This is a genomic window from Bartonella sp. CM120XJJH (assembly GCF_042194715.1).
Classification (GTDB): Bacteria; Pseudomonadota; Alphaproteobacteria; order Rhizobiales; family Rhizobiaceae; genus Bartonella.
This window is the reverse complement of record NZ_JBHINE010000015.1, coordinates 20,504-42,304: the sequence shown is the minus strand read 5'-3', so window position 1 is coordinate 42,304 and position 21,801 is coordinate 20,504. Positions and strand designations below refer to the sequence as shown.

The 21,801-nt window shown below is 38.7% G+C and carries 4 protein-coding genes and 2 pseudogenes; all 6 read left to right on the top strand.

The window, feature by feature from the left end; genetic code table 11:
* Nucleotides 1–7: 7 nt before the first annotated feature.
* Nucleotides 8–6,820: an autotransporter outer membrane beta-barrel domain-containing protein gene (locus tag ACFIKU_RS06800; protein ID WP_375657058.1), complete on the top strand. Its 6,813-nt coding sequence runs from the start codon at nucleotides 8–10 to the stop codon at nucleotides 6,818–6,820.
* A 675-nt stretch (nucleotides 6,821–7,495) separates the two neighbouring features.
* Nucleotides 7,496–10,513 (top strand): autotransporter outer membrane beta-barrel domain-containing protein, encoded by a 3,018-nt coding sequence (locus tag ACFIKU_RS06795; RefSeq protein ID WP_375657057.1) that lies wholly within the window; start codon nucleotides 7,496–7,498, stop codon nucleotides 10,511–10,513.
* A gap of 1,186 nt (nucleotides 10,514–11,699) precedes the next feature.
* Nucleotides 11,700–14,501 carry an autotransporter outer membrane beta-barrel domain-containing protein gene (locus tag ACFIKU_RS06790; RefSeq protein WP_375657056.1) on the top strand — a complete coding sequence of 934 codons (2,802 nt, stop codon included), beginning with the start codon at nucleotides 11,700–11,702 and terminating at the stop codon, nucleotides 14,499–14,501.
* Between the two features lie 444 nt (nucleotides 14,502–14,945).
* Entirely contained in the window at nucleotides 14,946–18,182 is a 3,237-nt protein-coding gene (locus ACFIKU_RS06785; RefSeq protein WP_375657055.1) for an autotransporter outer membrane beta-barrel domain-containing protein, read from the top strand.
* A 699-nt stretch (nucleotides 18,183–18,881) separates the two neighbouring features.
* A pseudogene (locus ACFIKU_RS06780) lies at nucleotides 18,882–19,607 on the top strand (autotransporter outer membrane beta-barrel domain-containing protein); the annotation flags it as partial.
* A 130-nt stretch (nucleotides 19,608–19,737) separates the two neighbouring features.
* Nucleotides 19,738–21,801 (top strand): annotated as a pseudogene (locus ACFIKU_RS06775) (autotransporter outer membrane beta-barrel domain-containing protein); the annotation flags it as partial.

The following is a 21,801-nucleotide window of genomic DNA, read 5'->3' as shown; positions in this document are numbered from 1 at the left end:
TTGACATATGATCAATGTATTTAAAAAGCGTACGAGTCTGTACGCACTGACAACAAGTGCGTTCTTCTTTTTACAAGGTGTAGATACTTCTATGGGGCTTAGTTGGTCTTCTCTATCACAACTATCATTGTCCTCTCTGCTACCAAGAGCTTTATCACAATCTCCTAAACCTGAAGTAGCAGAATTACCCGCACCTCCTTTACCACAAGTCGCTAGCCCAAACAACGGCAATGGCGGTGGTGTACCTGGTGCTGGTGGACTTGGCGGTGCTGGTGTCCCTGGCGTTGGCGGTGTTCCTGGTGCTGTTCCTGGTGGTTCTCCTGGTTCTGCCTCCGGTGATTCTGCGCAAGGGAGTGGTGATTCTGCGCAAGGGGGTGGTGATGTTAGACAAAGTGCTGGATCTGTTCAGGGGAGTGAGTCTTCAAACCCCTCTTCCGCGTGCGATGCTGGGAGTTATAAAAGCGTTGCTTCCATTTTCTGTGATGATTCTGGGAAGCATGTAATGAAGGGAACTATTATTCAGACGAAGAAGAGTGACCAAAATGCTGTGTATGCAACGATCAAGTCTTCATCGAAGCCTTCTAGCGGAGTACAGGGGAGTGTTGATGGGGGGGGTGATCAGAATTCTGGTTTGAGTGAAGTAATAGCTCGAGTTACAGGGACAACTATTGTGTTAAATAATGCGTCCATTACGGGGATGGCTCCTACATCTATTGCAGTGGTGCCTCCTATAAAAGATGTTTCAGGTGATGGGGCTAAAGGAACAGAAGGTGATCATACAGATGATGCTTCTAGTGTTGCGACAGGGGTATTAGCAAGGTCTTTTTCAAAAGTTCAGTTAGAACGTTCGCATATTAAGAAGTTCGAAGTTGGGGTTAATGCTCAACAGTACAGTGGAATCTACATGAAAGGAGGGGGTGTCTATCACACTGCTATAGGTGCTGCGGCGGATAAGGGGTCGTTTGTTATTTTGGATGGAGTGGTTTTTAATGCAGCTAGAACTGGTTTGCACAGTTCTGATGATTCTAGAATAATGATGAAATCTGGGGAGATTAACTTTGCGAAAGGCGGGGTGGGAGTCATATCCGAGCGTAAAGGAATTGTTAAACTAGATGGGGTTAGAATAAAAATTAAAGAAGAAAGTAGCGGGAAAGATATTCCTAGTGTTAAAAGTTTTGCATTCCTTTCTCATGGAGGGTTTATTTCTGTTCATAATGGAGATGTTACGGGGACTGATGCAGTTGCTTTATTGGTAGCTAATGATATTACTGATACTGTTGAGCCTATTGGTATATCTGATGCTTTCAAGGGCTTTATGTCTCAGCGTTCTTTGGTTGTTGGTGAAGGACATGAGATCCAACGGCAGAATCCAGTCGATGACGTTCAGCACGTTATGGATAAAGCTTATACTGATATTCGTTCGACTATTACAGGTAATGTAAATCTCTCGCGCTATCTAAGTAATTCTGGGAATCTTTCGGATACTTTGAAACTTAGAGCTGAGATCAGGGACTCAAACATTAAAATTGGTGGGAGAGATTCTTATGGAATATCTTTTGGTATAATGGGTGAACTGGACTCAAATGGTGAGAAATATGAAAAAAATGATAACAAGCTGATTATTTCTTTTGGGATACCTTATGATAAATTAAATAACAATGGTAAGAAACTTAGGAAAGTGAGTGCGGCTAATGACAAAGGGCTGGTTGTTTCTTTGACAAATACTTCTCTTTCGGTTCCAGAAGGTGTAGCTGTTCATGGTGATGATGTGGATGGTGTTCTCTTTTTAAAAGAGGGGACAGTTCTTTCGGGTGATACATTCTTGAAGGCCGAAACTACTTCTAATCTGGCGGTGTACGCTTTTAAATCTTCGATTGTGGGTGATTCTAAAATTGGTAAAGATGCTTATGCTAAACTTTATTTGTCTGATGAATCAGGATGGTATTTAGCAAAAAGTAATAATAGGAATCTGAGACAGGTAAATACGGGGGGGGAAGTAAATACGGGGTGGGTGGTAGATAAGGGTTGTATAGGTTCGTGTATTTCATTTGTAAGTCTTGCAAATAGTACGATTGCATTTTTACCTCCAAGAAATGAAAACGAAGGTTATCAAACGCTGCATATTGGAGAAGAGCAAGGTGTAGTTTACAGTGCTAGTGGAGATTCCAAGATTTATGTCAATGCGAGTTTTGTTTCTGGCGATTCTGATAACGTTAGACTTTTGTCTGATCAACTTTTGATTTATGGTAATGTTACTGGAAAAACTAAGGTTTATGTGAACGACTCGTCTGTCATCAACACTCTAAATGAGAAATTAAGAAATGGAGAAAGGGTTCAGCGTCAAAGTATACAAAATCAGGCTGACCGAAGGGAAAATAACAGTGTTCCTGAATCTATTCCAATTGTCCAGGTTTTTGGAGAAGCAAACAGTGATTCCTTTGAGCTTGCTACTACATATGTTACACTGCAGGGTTCGCCTTATCAGTACGTCCTTCGTGCTGATCCATTACAATATAGCCTTTCATCGGGGAAAACAGAAAAGCTGTGGAATTTCAACTTAGCAAGTAAATTGGAAGGTGGAGCTGACAGATCTGTTAATTCTCCGGTATCGAAGGTTCAACCTAATGCATCTGGTGTTCCCACACCTGAGTCTGGTACTCCCGCGCCTGATTCTGATCGCCCAGCATCTCAGGATGGTAATCCAGTACCTCAAGATGGTAGTCCCACATCTGATCGTGGTCGCTCTGCGTCTGAGCTTGGTACCCCTGTATCTGAACCTAGTGTCCCTACACCTCAGGCTGGTAGCTCCGCATCTGAGGTAAGTGATCCTTCATTATCTCAGACTGGTTCGCTTGAAAAAGATAGTGTAGATCTTTCTACTTTGGTTGTATCTAGGACACATGGACTTTCTGGACATACTCTATCTCTCTCGTCTGGAACTCCCACATCTGACGAAGAGAAATATGGAAATATGGTAGTGACAAAAGACGGTGTGGGTATTGTACTTTTGGGGCAGACGGATTACTCTTCTTATGAGCTAGGAACTGATATGCTAGAGTATAGTATAACAGATGAAAATGGTGACCCTATAACATTTGATAGTAGTTATGATAGCATTAGTGTTATAAAAAATGCATCTACTGTAGGTCCACTTAGTACGCCTGCGGGGACAGATGTAACGACTCCTTCTCAATCTAATGAAGGATCTGAAGATGTAAGAACCATTACACATGAGGGAACTGAAGTACCTGAAGAAAGTGCATCTGGTATCTCCACACCTGAGTTTGATGCTGGTAGCCTCGCACCTCAGGATGGTGACCCAGCGTCTCAGGGTGGCAGTTCCACATCTGAGTTTGGTAGTTTCACATATGAGGTTGATACCCCTACATCTGAGATTACTGCTCCCACATCTGAGTTTGGTAGCCCCGCACCTGAGGTAGGTGGATCTTCTGGACACACGCTATCTCTCTCGTCTGAAACTATCACATCTAACGAAGGGGGGTATGGAGATCTAGTAACGACAGAAGACGGTGTAGATATTGTACTTTTGGGTCAGATGGATAATGATTCCTATGAGCTAGGACCTGATACGGTAGCGCATAATATAACAGGTGAAAATGGTGACTCTATAACATTTGATAGTAGTTCTGATAGCGTTAGTGTTATAGAAAATGCATCTACTGTAACTCCACTTAGTATACCTGCGACGACAGATGTAACTACTTCTTCTCAACCTAATGAAAGATCTGAAAATGTAAGGACTATTACGCATGAGGGAACTGGAGTATCTGAAGCAGGAGAAACTCCTTCTGTCTCTATCGTGTCTGGGAAAAAGGAATCTGTACTCGTGAAGCCTGTTCTAACTGCTTCTGTAGGCTCTAAACCGTCTGAAACTGTTACTGTTACAGAATCTAAAAAGACAGTATCTAAAGTTTCATTGCCTTCTGTTGTGAAGTCTACTGATTCCACGAAGTCTACGGCAGGTTCCAAGCAACCTATTTCTGTACAGACTGTGGCTTATAAGGAATCTAGGGTACCCGCTGTTGCAGATGTTAGCAGTGCAGATAAGAAAGTTACTCCTGTTAGGTGTAATGGTGTGGGGCAATCGCAAAGCTCTATTTTATGCAGTGATGGCAAATCATACACAGTCCAGCAGCTTACACTGAAAGCAAATAATTCGACACAACATTCTATGCATGTAAAAAGTGGTACGAATATTAAGCTAAACGCTGCTACCATTATTGGCCCGAATTCTGGTAATGGAAATGCTGTTGATCTTGCTAAAGTGAGTGCTGTGAGTGCTGTGCTTGCAGAAGAAAATGCAGAAGTCGTTTTAGAGAATAAATCAGTAATTCAATCTTCTGTGATTGGGCTTGAGGCGCAAAGTGGCGGGAAGGTTACGATGAATGATGGGACAGTTGATGCGCTTTATGTGGGTGCTTTGGCTGGTTCTGGATCATCTGTTAATTTAAAGGATACAAAAATTAACGTGACTGGGGATTCGGCGGTTGGTCTGGCAAGTACAGGCGGTAAGATAAGCATGGACTCTGGAGCTATTACTTTGGCAAAGGGAGTGGCTGTGAGGTCAGAATCTGGGGGAAGCGTTGAGTTAGACAAAGTTAATATTACTGCGAAAAAAGGGCAGGGTAAGTCAGATTCCGCAGAGAATTTAGAGCGTGCAGCTTTTCTGTTGAGTGATAATGCTTCTGTTGATTTTAAGAATGGAAATGTTGTTACTGATGCTCATGCTTTGTGGATTATAAAGGGTGATGATGTGGTTGAAGCCGGTTCTTCTAGGAAGAGGAGATCTTCTGAGGTTCGTCCTACCGTGAATCACGCGAATATTGAGTCTTCTATTGTTAGAGTGGAAGGAGATGGAACCTATGGCATATATTTTGATGGGGTAATACAGAAAGAAGGGAGTGAACAAAATCGAGGTAAGGATTTAGCAACTGAGAGAGTAGTTGTTGCTAAGCGCAGTGCTGAATCTAAACAGGAGAAAACACCTATAAGCATAACAGGGACAGTTTCGTTGAAAAAAACTGATTTTGAAGTTGCAAATGGTATAGCGATCTATGGTGATAATTCAGGTGGTCGTGTTTCATTAGAAAATAAAACAACTCTTGCTGGTGACTTGTTATTAAAAGCCGAGAATGATTCGAACATATTGGTTTCAGTTGATAGTTCTATTGTTACAGGCGGTGTTCGCGTTGATAAAAATTCTTATGCAAAATTAGATTTGGCTAATAGTTCACAGTGGATTCTAAAAAGAAGTGCACAGAGGAATTTAGGTACTCCAGATTTAAGGTGTGTGGATTCATGCATTTCTTCTGTGAGTTTTATAAATAGTGCTATTGATTTTGCACCTTCCGAATCTGAAGGGAAATATCAGACTCTTCATATTGGAAATGGGAAAGGCACAGTTTATGCGGCACAGGGTGATGCTGTAATTTATCTCAATGCACGTTTAAATCCTCATGATCCGAGTGATCAGCAAGTCACTGATCGGCTTGTCATTCATGGTGATGTTTCTGGAAAAACAAAAATACATGTACGAGGTGATGCGGGCAATGTAGGAGATGCTAAAGCGAATGGAAAGATTGCTCATAGTGTTTCAGTTATCCAAGTTTATGGTCAAGCGAAGAAAGACTCTTTCCAACTCGATGGCAATTATGTTGCGCTGAGGAATTCACCTTACAAATACACCCTTCGTGCTTATGCTCCAGAAGTGACTTCAAAACAGGAGCATGTTCAGCAGAAGTTTGTTAAGGATGGTGGAGAGTTTTGGAACTTCCGTCTAGAAAATCAGTATGTTAAGTCTATGGGGGTTTCTGCTCTTCCTGAGCAGTTTGTAAGGTCTGTTGTTCCACAGGTTCCAACTTATCTTGTCTTGCCTAATAGCGTATTCCATGCTGGTTTGATGGATATCAGTAATCAAAACAAGCAGTTGGAGACATTGCGGATGACTTCTACAGGAATGGCAGAGGTTCGTGAAAATCCTGCTTTATACTTGCGTGGCTATGGTGGAAGTTACCGTTATGCTTCAGATCTGTCCGCACTTGAATATGGTTACGGAGGTGATCTTGACTATCATGGTGTAGAGGCAGGTGTTCTGCTGCAAACTATTGAAAGCTCTGATAGTTCTCTATCATTTGGTGTTATGGGAACTTATGGAAAACTTTCTCTGCAGCCTTTGAATGTTGAGCAAAGCCAGAAGAGTGCATTTGATAAATGGACTGCTACGGTATATGGTAGCATGCAGCATAATGTTGGCTTCTATGTTGACGGTCTTTTATCCTATGGTCTGTTTAAAGGTGATGTTCTCACCCTTGCACGGGGTAAAACAGCAACATTAAAAGGTAATCCTTTGAGTGTTTCTTTAGCTGGTGGTCAGACAATTGCTACAGGATATAAGGGGTTTGTCTTTGATCCGCAGGTTCAGGTTGTGTATCAACATCTCCAGTTTAATAAGGCCCGTGATATTGACAATTTTGATATTGAAATGGGTAACCTTAATCAGTGGGTAGCACGTGTTGGTGGACGCTTAACCAAGATTCCTACAGGCTCTGAAGGCGTGAATGCTATTGCTTTCTATGGTAAGCTTTATCTTGCTCATGGTTTTGAAGGAAAACAGTCTGTGCATTTCAATGATGCTTTCAAGTTAGGAGCTTTTGGTTCTTCTCTAGAGGCTGGATTAGGTTTTAATGCCAAATTGTTGCCACAGTTCTCTCTGCATGCTGATATTCTTTATCAACATAAGCTTAATAAGGCTGGTTTTTCGGGAACAAGTTTTTCCGGAGGAGTACGTTATCAGTTTTAATAAAAGGTACACTATGTACCTTTTTAGAAAAGGCAGCACATTGTGCTGCCTTTTTTCTTTGTAACAACTTGTGTTGTCTTTAAAAGATTTTCGTCTTCTTAATTGAGCAAAAAAGACATAGTTTGTTTTATGTATGAGAGCACTTTTCTCTGCTAAAGCGAATTTTCTTAAAATTTATGCTGCTACTGGTGCGATAGAGTGGCTCGCTTTTTCGGCTTTTTAAGCGTTCAGCAGTCCAGTATGCGTTACGTTATCCTTTTCGGTACTGTATTGATATTATCTAATATAATATTTGATGTTTTCTAAAGCTCGTTTTTGAGAGTTTATTTTCCACTGATTTAACTCATTTGTTCTTTCATCTCCTTGTGGATTAATTTTTAAAGTTCACAAGGTTTGATTGTGTTTTTAATTAATTACACGCACTGGTCTTATTTTTTCTTTACACGAAATACAGAATGCATTATACACTTATAAAGTGTACTCTTTAACTATTCTCTTATAGGTGGTTTAAGCGTAGAGCTTTTGCCAAATTTATTGGGGTAGTTCATTGCACAGTTCAGATGAGCATGAGGCATGTTCTTTTTGTTACACGTTTCATATTTTGAGGTGTGCAAGGGGATGTTTTGCAGGTGCTTTTATTTTTAATGAGAGGGGAAGGAAAGTTTCGAGGGAACTATGATTAAAGTTTTTAGAAATCATGTATGTTTATGTGCTTGTACAACAGCTATCCTTTCTTTGCTCCCAAATGGAGCAATGGTTGGAGCAAGTGTTAAAGGGCATTATAGTACGTCTTCTTATGGTATTAGCAATATCGAGACCGATGTTTATGTCGTCCCAATTGCCCCCACTGTTCCAAACAGCAGTTATTTTATCAGTAGTGTTGATGGATATCCTATTAGGGATAATTTTTCTAACTTTTTCAGTGGATACAGTGAGGAAAAAGAAGGTGCATACGGCCGTGAAATATATGAAAATAATAAGCTTATATTACATGATGGTGCATATTATATATGCGATAATTGTGAAAAAGACAAAATTGATAATCGGTCTTATAAAGCTGTACGTGGGGGGGAACCGCCGAGCGCTACTGCTATAACGGTGAAAGGAATAGGCACAAGGGTTAGTGGGGAGGATGTAACAGTTAGTAGTCAAGTTGCTGATAAAACTTTTCTAATGGGGGTGCATGTATTAGAGAACGGTAAGATTGTTTTGAAAGATCCGATTATCAAAGGCACGGTTATAGCCCTTCGTGCGAGTGATGGCGTGATTGAGATAAAAAATGGAAAGATTAAGGCAAGTCATGAGGGTGTTGATGCAACAGAGAAATCGTTTGTTCTTTTAGAAGATACAGAAATTAAGACAGCTAATGGGAATGCAAGTCTTTTAAGTTATGATCATTCAGAAATTTGGATGTCAGATGGATCAGTTGATTTTATGAACAGCCATGGGATTTCTTCGATGTTAGGTGGAAAGGTAAATCTCGAGAATGTTAAAATTACTGGGAAGGGTAAAGAAAAAAATTCGGATAATCATGCAGTTGTGCGTACGGATTTAGGGGGGGCTGTTAATTTAGAGGGTACTATTGTTAGTACTGGTGGGGGTGTCCATGGCATATTATTAGAAAATAAAGTTAATTCTATTCCTCTTCAGGAAGTTAAAGATTTATCAAATGAAGATTCTGATTCAAAGATTCCTGTGACTGAAGTTAATATGAAATCCTCTTCTGTTATCGTAAATGGTAAGGGATCTTATGGTATCTATTTGCGGGGAGAGAAGCCATGGAGCGAAGGTGTAGATGAAAAAGGAGAGATTTCATTAGAGGAAGAAAAAGCTCCACCACGATTAGAAGTTGTTAATTTGGATAAAACAGAGTTTTCTGTTTTAGACGATGCGGCTCTTTATGGTAGAAATATTATTTCTGGTGCGGTGGGGTTGGTGCACAGCACTCTTCGTTCAGGTAATTTTTTATTAAAAGCTGAGGAAGGTGCCTCTATAACAGTTTTGGCTGATGCTTCTACTCTTGAAGGTCGCACACACGTTGATAAAAATTCTAATGCCGAACTTTATTTGGGAGGCCATTCTAAATGGATTTTACAACAACCGTTGCAAAAAGATCAACATGATGCTGCTCATGATTCTTCTATTTCACTCGTTAGTCTTATGGGTGAGAGCTCTATTAATTTTAAAAGACATGAATCTTCTTCTGTTGATGATTATCAAACCCTTCGTATTGGAAAGGGAAAGGGTGAAGTTTATAAAGCACAGGGCGGTGCCTCTATTTCTCTTAATACATACTTGAATAGTGGTGGTGCTCTTGATCATCAAAAGACTGATCGTGTTTTAATTCATGGTGATGTTTCAGGAAAAACAATGCTCCGTGTGCATGGTGTTGCAGGAAGTCCAGGAGGATACACGGGAAGAGGGGGAAATGATGAAGGTATTTCAATCATTCAGGTTTCTGGACAAGCAGAGCAAGATTCTTTTCAGTTGGAAGGTGGTTATGTAGCATTAGATAAATTACCTTATCAGTATAAGCTTTATAGTTATGGTCCAAGCTCTCATTTAGGAAAAGCAAGCATGGAACAGAGATTAGTTGAAGGGAACGGAGAATTTTGGGATTTCCGTCTTGAAAGTAGGTCTATAGATTCTGATATTAAACCTAAACCAGATCCCGATCCAATTCCAGGACCAGAACCAGCTCCGGAGCCTCATCCTAAGCCGGGAGTTAGGGCTGTTGTTCCGCAGGTTCCGACTTATCTCCTTTTGCCTAATGCCTTACGTCATATTGGTTTGATGAATGTGAACAATCAAAATAAGCGATTAGAATCTTTACGAATTTCTTCTGAGAGCTTATCAGAAAGTCGCGAAAATCCTCTCTTTTTTGTGAGCGGTTATGGCGGCAATCATCGTTATACTTCAAATCTTTCTGCGCTTGAATATGGTTATGGCGGCGAGCTTGATTATAATGCCATAGAGGCAGGTGTTTTGCTGAAAGCAATCGAAAATACGTATGGTTCCACTTCTTTTGGAATTATCGGGGCTTACGAGAGATTTTCTTTGCAACCTTTAAATGTTGAGCAGAGCCAAAAAAGTACATTTGATAAATGGTCAGTTACGGCATACGGTGGTATGCAGCATGATGTGGGTTTTTACGTTGATGGTCTTGCGTCTTACGGTTTGTTTAAAGGTGATGTTCTCACAACTGCACGTGGCAAGACGGCAACATTAAAAGGAAATCCTTTAAGTGCTTCATTGACTGCTGGTAAAACGTTTATAGTGGGGGAGGATGGTTTTGTTTTTGATCCGCAAGTTCAAATTGTTTATCAATATCTTCAATTTAATAAAGTGCGTGATGTGGATGGCTTTGATATTGAGCTTGGAAAGCTGCATCAGTGGATAGGGCGTGTTGGAGGGCGTTTAACAAAGAGGCTGGTCGCAACTGATAAGTCTCAAGTTGTTTCTTTCTATGGCAAGCTTCATCTTGCTCACGGTTTTGAAGGAAAACAATTTGTGCATTTTAAAGATGCTTTTCAGCTAGGCTCTTTTGGTTCTTCGTTAGAAACTGGATTAGGTTTTAATGCCCAATTGTCTCAAAACTTTGCACTTTACGGCGATTTGGTTTATCAGCACAAGCTAACGAAAGCTGGTTTTTCTGGAACGAGTTTCTCGGGTGGTTTGCGTTATCATTTCTAGTTTTGTTGCTGTTTCTGATTAATCTTTGAAAAAGCCACAAGTTATGCTTGTGGCTTTTTCTCATTCTCTATTCATTTTGTGTTATAGCATTTTTACGAGAGTGTGACTTTGCATATCTTTAATATGCTTTTGGGTTGGATTTCTTTCATTTTTTTGAAAAGTTTGAAGAGTTTGTACGTTATCATTTCAAAACGCGTATTTCAGAGTGATTGTTATATTATTTATAATATGCCGATTGATAAAGATATTTTTTAATTCAGGATGCTGAAATATTTTCAATGCTCTTATGATGAATCCATAAAAAGCATTCCTTTGCATATGATATGTAAGATTGGCAAGTGGATAAGTGTTTAAGAAAGGAGGCAATATAACTTTGGAAATTACCTTAGGAGGAGAGGATTGAAAATATTAGAAATTGGCAAAGAAAAAGATGCTACTCAAGCGCAATGAGGGCTATATCCGATGAACTTTATATTATATCCGCTGTCGTTGTGAAATGGGGATGGAAAAAATGAGAGATATCTGAGAAAACTGATGAATGAAAAAACAATAATGACATATTGTTTTTGGAAAATGTGTTTTCTTAAAAGGAATGCGATAAATAACAGGATGAGGTTATGTATAATCTTTACTTTTTCAAGATCCAGCTCTGAATGCTTTTAAATGTTGTCAAATTGAATTAAAAGGATATAGTAAAAATAGGAACTGATTTTTATACGTTCCTGCTCTTTATTAAGCTATCTTGCCATGAAGATTGCCTAAAAACAGATGTGCGTTTTCCCCTTGTTTTCCCAATTTGGACATATGGTTTTGTCTGCTTACAAAGTACATATTGTTTCAATATAATATCTATTGTAAGGATGTTGATTTATACCAGCGCTGGAGGGTGATTAAACAGCAGTTAAAATAGGCGTTTTAATGCATGTCAACCGATTATTAAGGCTATTTTTGAATAACAATTTTAAGGTGATTTTTCTGTCGTTCTTCAGTTATATTTTTGCAAATTTTTGTAAAAGCGACAGATTTAGATTGTATTTTTGAGGAATTTTTTAATTCCATATTTACATAAAACACAAAAAATATTAATAAACTCACTATCTTTAAACCAAAACGTATTAAATTTTCTGATTAAATCTCTTGATACGTTATGCATTGCTCTGTAATGGGGCGGAATTATGGTGTAGTTATGGTAAGTCTATTTAAAAATCGTTTCTCCTTATGTACTTTTACAACAGCATGTCTTTTTTTTGCACACAATGTTGATGTTTTTGCACACAATGCTGAATCTCAAGTTTCCTCTGGAAAAAAGCAGTCTTCATGTAATCAGAATGCAGCATTTTATCAGTGTTCTGATGGTGGAGAGCATGAAATTAATAATAAAGTTTATTCACTAACGGATAAAAATATTAATAGTGTTTATGGAGCCATAGAGGCGTCTAAGGAAGATACAACTATTCGTGGCAAGAATATAACTGTTAAGGGTATGGGGGATGAAAAGAATAATTCGGAAAAGAATTTTTGGAAATATGGAGTAAAGGCATCAGAACAGGCGGATGTCTTTCTGAGCGATTCCACGTTGAGTGGCGTTTTAGTGGGGGTGGAAGCTCATGGTGGCAACATCAAAATGTCTGGTGGATCGATTGATGCAATCAAAACGGCGGCTGTTGCAGAAGGAAAATCTCAAAGTAGGGTTGATTTAACGAATACGCAAATTAGGCTAGGGAGTGTTGGGGTTAAAGCAGGAGAAAAAGGACTTTTTATTTTAGAGGGGGTCTCTATTGCCGGCAAGGGTCGTACTGGCAAGGATGATCAAGGGCTGGATGCAGGTCGTCAGGCAGCTTTTCATATATCTGAAGATGGTTATGTTGAGTTTATAAAAGGGGCTGTTGATGTTACTGATGCTCATGGGCTTTTATTGCAGGGAGATAAAGGTTCTCAGATTGATATTGGAGATTCCAATATTACAGTGAAAGGTAATGCATTTTATGGTATGCATTTTGAAGGTAAAGCATCATCAGGTGGTTCATTAGAGAAAGAATTATCGCGCGTTGATTTGAAAAAGACGCGTTTTGTAGTCCCAGATAGCATAGCTCTTTACAGCAGTAAATCTGGAAAGTCTTATATACCTTTAAAGGAAACAAAGCTTTTTGGAGATTTGTTGCTGAAGGTTGAGAGTAACTCTTCTATGAAGGTTGTTGCGGATGCTTCTGCACTTGTCGGTCAAACTCAGGTTGATAATAGTTCTACAGCTGTCCTTGAATTGAAGAATAATTCACAGTGGGTTTTATTGCAACCAAGACATAAAAAATTAGAAGATCCTAATTATAGAGGTGTTTCATTTATTTCATCGGTAAGTCTTTCTAATAGTTCCATTATTTTTAAAAAACCAAAGTCCAGTACTGATAATGCATATCAAACGCTTTATATTGGAAAAGGAACAGGTATTGTGTATCAGGCGTTTGGTGATGCTTGGATTCATTTGAATGCATGTTTAAATCCTAGTGATACAAGTGGTCATCAAGTAACGGATCGGCTCCTCATTCATGGTGATATTAAGGGAAAGACTATAGTCCATATACAAGGGGTTGCGGGAGGTTTAGAAGAAAAAAATAAAAAAGCGCATAGTGTTTCAATTATTCAAGTTTATGGAGATGCATCGTCTGACTCTTTTCAACTGAATGGGCAGTATGTTGCATTGGATGGCGCGCCTTATAAATATGTTCTTCGTTCTTATGCCCCAAGTGCTACTGGAGAGGAGGAGCATGTTAAACAGAAATTTGCTTTAAACGGAGGAGCATTTTGGAATTTTCGTTTAGAAAATGAATATGTTCAAACATCTGCTGATTATAGAGCAACTCCTATGGTTTCTAAACGTACGCTTCCTGCACATGCTTCTTTTGAGGATATTGTACCAGCGTCTTCTGCGGATGTTGTTCCAACGCCTTCTGCGGATGTTGTTCCAGCATCTTTTGCGGATAGTCTTTCTAAGATTGAAAATGTTCCCTCATCTCGACGAGGTGTAAGATCAGTTGTTCCTCAGGTGCCAACTTATCTGCTTTTGCCCAATAGTTTGTTCCATGCTGGTTTGGTAGATATCAGCAATCAAAACAAGCAGTTGGAGACAGTACGGACCAATTTGGGTGGAATGTTGGAAATTCGTGAAAATCCTGCTTCATTTTTGCGTGGTTATGGTGGGAGTTATCGTTATGTTTCAGATTTATCTGCGCTTGAATATGGTTATGGGGGGGATCTAGGGTACTATGCGCTAGAGACAGGCGTTTTGCTACAAACTGTTGAAAATGTTGATAGTACTATATCCTTTGGGGTTATGGGATCTTATGGAAAGCTTTCTCTACAGCCTCGAGATGTTGCACAAAGCCAAAAAAGTACATTTGATAAATGGACTGCTACAGTTTATGGTAGTATGCAGCATGATGTAGGCTTCTATGTTGATGGTTTGTTATCTTATGGTCTGTTTAAGGGAGATGTTCTGACTGCTGCACGGGGTAAGACGGCAACATTGAAGGGTAATCCTTTAAGTGTTTCTTTGATGAGTGGTCAGAAAATTGCCACAGGGTATGAAGGTGTTGTTTTTGATCCACAGGTTCAGGTTGTTTATCAGCATCTTCAATTTAATGAGGCCCACGATATTGATAATTTTAATATTGAGATGGATAAACAAGATCAATTGATGGTGCGTATGGGGGGGCGTTTGATAAAGACTCTGACTGCGTCTGAAAAAGATCGTGATGTTTCTTTCTATGGAAAGATTCATTTTGCCCATGATTTTGGCAAAGAAAGAGCTGTGCGCTTTAAAGATTCTTTCCAGTTAGGGGACTTTGGTTCTTCTCTAGAGGCTGGATTAGGTCTTAATGCTCGTTTGTCTCAAAAATTTGCGCTTCATGGTGATTTGGTTTATCAGCATAAGTTGAGCAAAGGTGGTTTTTCTGGAATCAGTTTTTCTGGTGGATTGCGCTATCGTTTTTAGGATGATTATCTTGAGGTAAGTTGTTTAAAAAGCCACAAGCATAGCTTGTGGTTTTTTATTATTTGTTTTAAACTTTTCAAATAAGCTTTTTTAAAAAATGTTTTTTGCATGAGCAAGTTTGTTTCTTTTTAGAAACGAGATAAGGCTTTCTGGTTTGCAGTTTTTGCTTCTTATGCTGTTTTTCCTCCTTTAGTATATTTTTATTAAATTCTCTTGAAATCACCGCTTTGGGATGGAATTTTTCATTTTTATCTATATTTTTACGCGTTTTTATAAATAATACAATTTTAAATTGTGATATTTTGGGATTCTGACTTTACATAAAACATTTAGTGAATATATAAAATACAAAACGTATTTTAAATTATCACGCGTAACCAAAGCTATTAAACAGAACGCGTGTTTTTTTGTTTTAGAGAAGGGGAAGAAAGTTTGTAGAAAATTATGCTTAAAAATCATTTCTCTTTATGTCGTTTTACAACGGTTATTTTTTTCTTTGTATACAATGCTGATGCAGGTGAGATTCCTGCTGAGAAGAAGCCATATTCATGTAACGAAAGTGCTTCATTTTATCGTTGTAATGATGGTAAAACGCATGAAATTTCCAAGAAAACTTATCACCTTATGGGTGAAAGTTCTGATGCTGTGATAGAGGCATCAGGGGAAGATACAGTCATTGAGGGAGAGGCTATAATTATTAACGGTGTTTCGAATGCAAATGGCCATTCAGAAACAAACGCTTGGACAACAGCTGTAAAGTCCTCAAATGGGGGAGGCGTTGCTCTATTTGATTCCATGTTAAATGATGTGTCGATAGGGGCTGATGTTAATGATGAGGGAGCTTTTGAGATGCAGGATGGGGTGATTAAAGCAACTAGAATGGGGATCAGTGTTGCTGGTAAAGGGGCGTTTGTTGCTTTGACAAAGACAGAGATTAAGACATCCTCTGATGCGATAGGTCTTTTGAGTTATAATGGTGCAAAAATTTATATGAAAGGAGGGAAAATTAACTTTGCTGATGGTATTGCTGTTCAAACAGGAGGAGAAGGAGAAATTAATTTAGAGGGTGTTTCTATTACGGGGAGGGGGAAACAGAGAACAAATACAGATAATCATCGTGAAGCTTCTGCTTTTAGTATGCTTCAGGGGAAAGGCTCTCTTAATTTCCAGAAAGGAAACGTTAATGTTAACCATGCTCATGGCATTGTATTGCAGGGGAATGATAATAATGCTGCTCATATCAAATATTCCAATATTTTTGTGAGAGGGAATGCATTTAATGGCATGCGCTTTTTTTGGGAAGCTGTCTTAAATGATAAAAAAACAATTATACCTGGAAAAGGGTTTGTCCATTTGACAAAGACAACTTTTATGGCTCCAGAAAGTACGGCTATTTATAGTCGCCAATTTGAAAGTTCTATTAAACTCTTACAAAATTCAAAAGTTTCTGGAGATTTGCTCTTGAAAGCTGTTGAGCGCTCCAATGTAAAGATTGAGGCCGATGCTTCTACCCTTGTAGGAGGCGCACATGTTGATGACAGTTCTACAGCTAAGATAGAGTTAAAAAATGGTTCAAAGTGGATTTTATCGCGACCAAAAGTTGACAAATTGCAAAATTCTGCTGCTTCTGGTTCTAATTTAGGGGACTATTCCTTTATTTCATCAGTCAGTCTTACGGATAGTTCTCTTATTTTTGAAGAACTAAAATCCAAAACGACAGATGGTTATCAGGCACTTCTTATCGGAAAAGGATCAGGGACTGTCTATCGTACACAAGGCGATGCGCGTCTTTATCTTAATGCATATTTGGATAAAGGGGGAGCTTTGCAAGAGCAAAAAACGGATAGGCTTTTAATCAATGGTGATCTTGAAGGAAAAACGACAGTCCATGTGTATAGTGTTCCTGGAAGCCCAGGGGCTTTGACGGGAGATGGTGGTAACGATCAGGGGATTTCCATTATTCAGGTTTATGGAAAAGCCGCTGAAGATTCTTTTCAGTTAAATGGGGGGTATGTCACACTTGAAGCCTCTCCCTATCAGTATCATCTTAAGAGTTATGGTCCAAGCTCTTCTTTAGGGAGGGCAGATTCCAATCAAAGAGTGCTTAAAAATACTGGTACATTTTGGGATTTCCGCCTCGAAAGTCAATTTGTTGATTCTACTAAAGTTTTTCCTGTTCTTGATGTCGTTGTCCCTCCTTCTTCTGATGATATTCCTTCTTTTCCTAAAATTCATCCTAATATTACTGGAGGTGAGGATAGTTCTATTGATTCTAACTCTCAGCAAAAACCTCAGGAGCCAAGTCTTTCTTCTCCTGTAGATTCTCCTGATAGGGATTTCCATCTTACGACCACACCCAATGTACCTGTTGTTCCCGCTATTGCTGAATCTAATCCAGTTGTACCACATGCATCTTATTCGCCTGTTCCACCGCATGTTTCACCCACTTCTTCTGTTGTTACACCACCTGCATCTGGTTTGCCTGTTCCGCCGCTTGTTTTACCCACTCCTTCTGTTGTTACCCCAGTTGCATCTGGTTTGCCTGTTCCGCCGCCTGTTTCACCCACTCCTTCTGTTGTTGCTCCAGTTGCATCTGGTTCGCTTGTTCCGCCGCATGTTTTACCCACTCCTTCTGTTGTTGCCCCAGTTGCATCTGGTTTGCCTGTTCCGTCATCTGTTTTTGAGCCTTCTTCTCATTTTGAGCCAAATGTGAGAGTCGTTGTTCCACAGGTTCTGACTTATATTCTTGTGCCAAATACCTTATTTTATGCTGGATTGATGGATATCAGTAATCAAAACAAGCAGTTGCAAGCGCTGCGAACTGTTTCTGGTCGGTTATTGAAAAATGATGAAAATTCCGCTGTGTTTTTGCGCGGTTACGGTGGACATCATTATTATACTTCAAATTTATCTGCACTTAAATATGGTGATTATGGCGGTGAGCTTGATTATAATGCACTAGAGGCAAGTATTTTACTCAAGAAAATCGAAAGTGCGTACAGTGCGACATCCTTTGGGATTATGGGGAATTATGGCAAGCTTTCTTTGCAGCCTCAAAAGGTTAAACAAAGTCAAGAAAGTATATTTGATAAATGGACAATCACAGCATATGGAAGCATGCAGCATGATACGGGTTTTTATATCGATGGTCTCTTCTCTTATGGTTTGTTTAATGGAAATGTTCTTACACTTGAGCGAGGTAAAACGGCTGCATTGAGAGGTAAGCCCCTAAGTGTTTCCTTAACTGCTGGTAAAACATTTATGATAGGCAGCCGATATTTTATTTTTGAACCACAGGTTCAGTTTGTTTATCAAAATCTCCAGTTTCATAAGACTCGTGATATTGATAATTTTAATATTGATATGCGAAGGCCAGATCATTGGGGAATGCGTATTGGTGGGTATTTAACAAAGACACTTACATTTACTAAAGATGCACATGTTCTTTCATTCTATGGTAAGCTTCATTTCATTCGTAGTTTTGATGATAAACAATTTGTATATTTTAAAGATGCCTTCCAGCTTGGTTCCTTTGGGTCTTCTTTAGAAGCTGGATTTGGTGTTTTTTCGCAATTATCTCCAAAAATTATTTTTCATAGCGATCTGATTTATCAGCATAAATTTACGAATACCGGCTTTTCTGGAACGCATTTTTCTGGTGGATTAAGCTATCACTTTTAATTGTATCTTTCTTTAATACATCCTTTGTGAAAATCGTGAGCACAAAGCATGGTTTTATTGTGTTATTTTTCTGATTTTTGACTTTACATATAACACAAAACGAATCATATGTGGCGATACGTAATAAGAATAATAAGTAGATAAACTAGATGTGTCTTTTCAGTTTTTTATGAGGAGAAAATAAAGAAAGTTTAGACTAAATTATGATTAAAGTATTAAAGCGCCATGTGTGTGTTCTCTTATGAGCTCTATTTTTTTCTTCGTGCACAATATAGATGTGAGTGCGGAAGATTAGAAACCCTCATGTAATTCTTTTTTTAAATCGTATTCGTATGATACAGTTGATGTTGCTCGTACTTTTGGAAGTTGTGATAAGTTATATAATTGAGTGGATTGGATAGGAGCACTACAGATGTTATTTTTACAATACAATCTCATAACATAGTTATTAAGCCTGAAAAAAGTACAGGGAAAAAGGCGTTTCAGGAACTGGTGGAATTTTAGAATTAAATAAATCTGAGAAGATGATATCAGTAGTGATTGTGTCAAAAGACAATAAAACTTCTTTTAAAAAGAGTTCTATTACAGGGAATGGCGAAACGAAAAGTGGTAGAAATGCCACGTTATCTCAATCTGTTTTTGGTGTGAAGCAGGGCGGTTTTTTCCTTTAATGAAGGTAAGATTCAGGTTTCTGCTGTTCATGGTATAGAGGCAGGAGTTCTGCTCAATGCGGTTTAGGGTACACATCACACTTTGAGCTTTGGAATAATGGGGAATGATGGAAAAATTTCTCTACAATCTCAAGATGTTAAAGAAAGAAAAAAGTATATTTGATAAATGGTCTATTACAGAATATGGCAGCATGCAGTATGATACAGGCTTTTATATAGATGGCCTTTTTCTCTATGGTTTATTTAAAGGAGATGTTTTCACGCAAGCAAGAAGCAAGACAACAACATTAAAGGGAGTACCTTTGAGTGCTTCATTGATTGCGGGTAAGTCATTTATGACAGGGCATAAAGGGGTTGTTTTTGATCCGCAGGTTTAGGTTATTTATCAAAAGGTGTGGTTTGATAAGGCGTCTGATATTGATGGTTTTGATATTGAAATAGGAAAATTTGATTTGTGGGTGATGCGTGTTGGCGGCTCTTTAAGAAAGACGCTTGCTGCTTCTGAAGAGGCTCCTGTTGTTTCTTTCAATGGAAAGCTTCATCTTGCCAATAGTTTTGGAGGAAAACAACGTGTACAGTTTGGAGATGAATTCCAATTAGGGGCTTTTGGTTCTTCTTTAGAAGCTGGGATGGGATTTAATGCCAAATTATCTTAGAAATTTGCACTGGGTGGAGATATAAATTATCAGCATAGACTGACAAAGCAGGGTTTTCTGGAGAAAGTTTTTCTGGTAGCTTACACTATCATTTTTAGTTATCTATGAAGTATAGAATAATTTATATATAAGTATATTAATAATTAAATTAACTATTTATTTTATATTATGTATTTTACAATATACATTATTTGATTTTTCTTTGTTAATAAATGTGGGGTAGGAAGAATGATGATAAATGTATTTTATAATCATATATTTTTATGCATTTTTACAACAGCTATTCTTTATTTTTTGCAAATTTCCCATTTTGAAGCTGCTGGAAGTTTATGTGATCCAGAGGCTCCATTTTATAAATGCGATGATAGAAAAACACACTTTCTCACAGATAAAGTTTATTACTTAAAAAAATCTCAGGAGGCTGCGCCTATTGCAGCTATATATGTAGGAAAGCAAGGCACAATTGTTAATGCGTCTCGTATAACTGTTACGGGTGATAATCCAGATGAAATATCTCAATATGGTGCATTCGTACAAGATAGCGGAAAGCTTATTCTAACGGATTCAAATTTTAAGGATATCCCCGGTCTTCGAGTTCTAAATGGAGTTATTCAGATGAATGACGGGAAGATTGAGGGAACTTCGCATGCTATTTATGCATCAGGCAAAGAGACGGATGTTGCTTTAGTTCGTGTCAATGTTGAGATTAAACCAGACAATTTGAATGCGAATGGTATAGGGATTGTAAGTGGTCTTGATGCATTTGTTAGGATGTCAGGTAGCACTGTTACTTTTAATGAGATTGGCGCGTTTTCAACAAAGTTTGGGGGGAGATATCTTCTCGATACCATGACGATTGAGGGAAAAGGAAAAAAATACACTGCTATAGTTGATAATGAAAGTGTCGATAAATTACCAGAGGCTTTTGACATATTTCAAGGTGGTGCTGTTCAATTGAGGAATAGTTCTATTGTACTCAATGATATGCATGGCTTTTTGATTAAAAATTTTTCAGCTTTTGTAAATAGTAGAGGCCAGCCTATTCAAAATTATGCTCTATCAGACATTTTAAAGAAGACAAATATTGAGATTGAGAACTCAAATATTTCTGTGCAGGGAAAGGGGGGGTATGGTCTGTATTTTAATCTATTAGATCCAAACACAGTGGCCGAATATTATGGACAAAAAGGTGTTTCAAAAGAGCCAAGAATCACTCTGGGAAACGCATCTGTTCGTTTAAAAAAGACAATTTTCACAGTTCCAGATGGTACAGCTATTTATGTTACTGGGCAGGGCGGTTATGGAGCTAGTGTTTCTCTTGATTTATCAGAAGCAACAAAGATCTCTGGTGATTTGTTATTAAAAGCTGAAAAGAACTCTTCTATATCTATTAAAGCAAGCGCTTCTTCCCTTACAGGGGGTGCGCACGTTGAAGATACTTCTACTGCTAGATTAGTCTTAACGCGTGGTTCGACTTGGTATCTCACAAAAAGCAAATACAAAGGTTTGCAGGGTTCTTTTTTTACAGATTCATCACTTTCATCTGTGAGTCTTTCTGATAGTACATTTATTTTCAATCGGGATGTATCCAGCGGTTATCAAACATTGCGTATCGGGAATAAACGATACAAGGAGGCATATAATGCGGAGGGTAATGTTCAGATTAAGCTCAGTACGTTTTTGAATGATGATGGTTTGTTTGATTCTCAAAAAACCGATCGTATTTTGATCGATGGGGATGTTTCCGGCACTACACTGCTCGTGATGGAAAATTTTTCCAAAACTTCAGAAAAGGAAGCGAGTGGTGAAGGAAGAAACAGTATTTCACTTATCCAAGTTTCTGGATATGCGCGTGAAGATTCTTTTAAACTAATGGGCGATTATACTGCAATAAATGGTTTGCCTTATCAATATCGTCTTCGTGCTTATGGCCCAAGTTCTTCTTTTGGAAAAGCTGATCCTAGGAATAGATTAGTTGCAGGAGATCGGGATTTTTGGGATTTTCGTCTCGAGGGTATTTATATTAGTCCTAAACAAGATTCTTCTACGATTTTACCTATTCCACCTTCACCTTTTGCGCCGGTAGATCCTATACCTACAGACCCTGTTCCCACTCCATTACCTACACCTATTACACCAACACCTTCTCCGTCAGCGCCCTCTGAGCCAAGTGATCCTGTACCTACAGATCCTTCCTCTTCTTCCTCTGTGCCTGTTACACCAACACCTTCTCCGTCAGCGCCCTCTGAGCCAAGTGATCCTGTACCTACAGATCCTTCCTCTTCTTCCTCT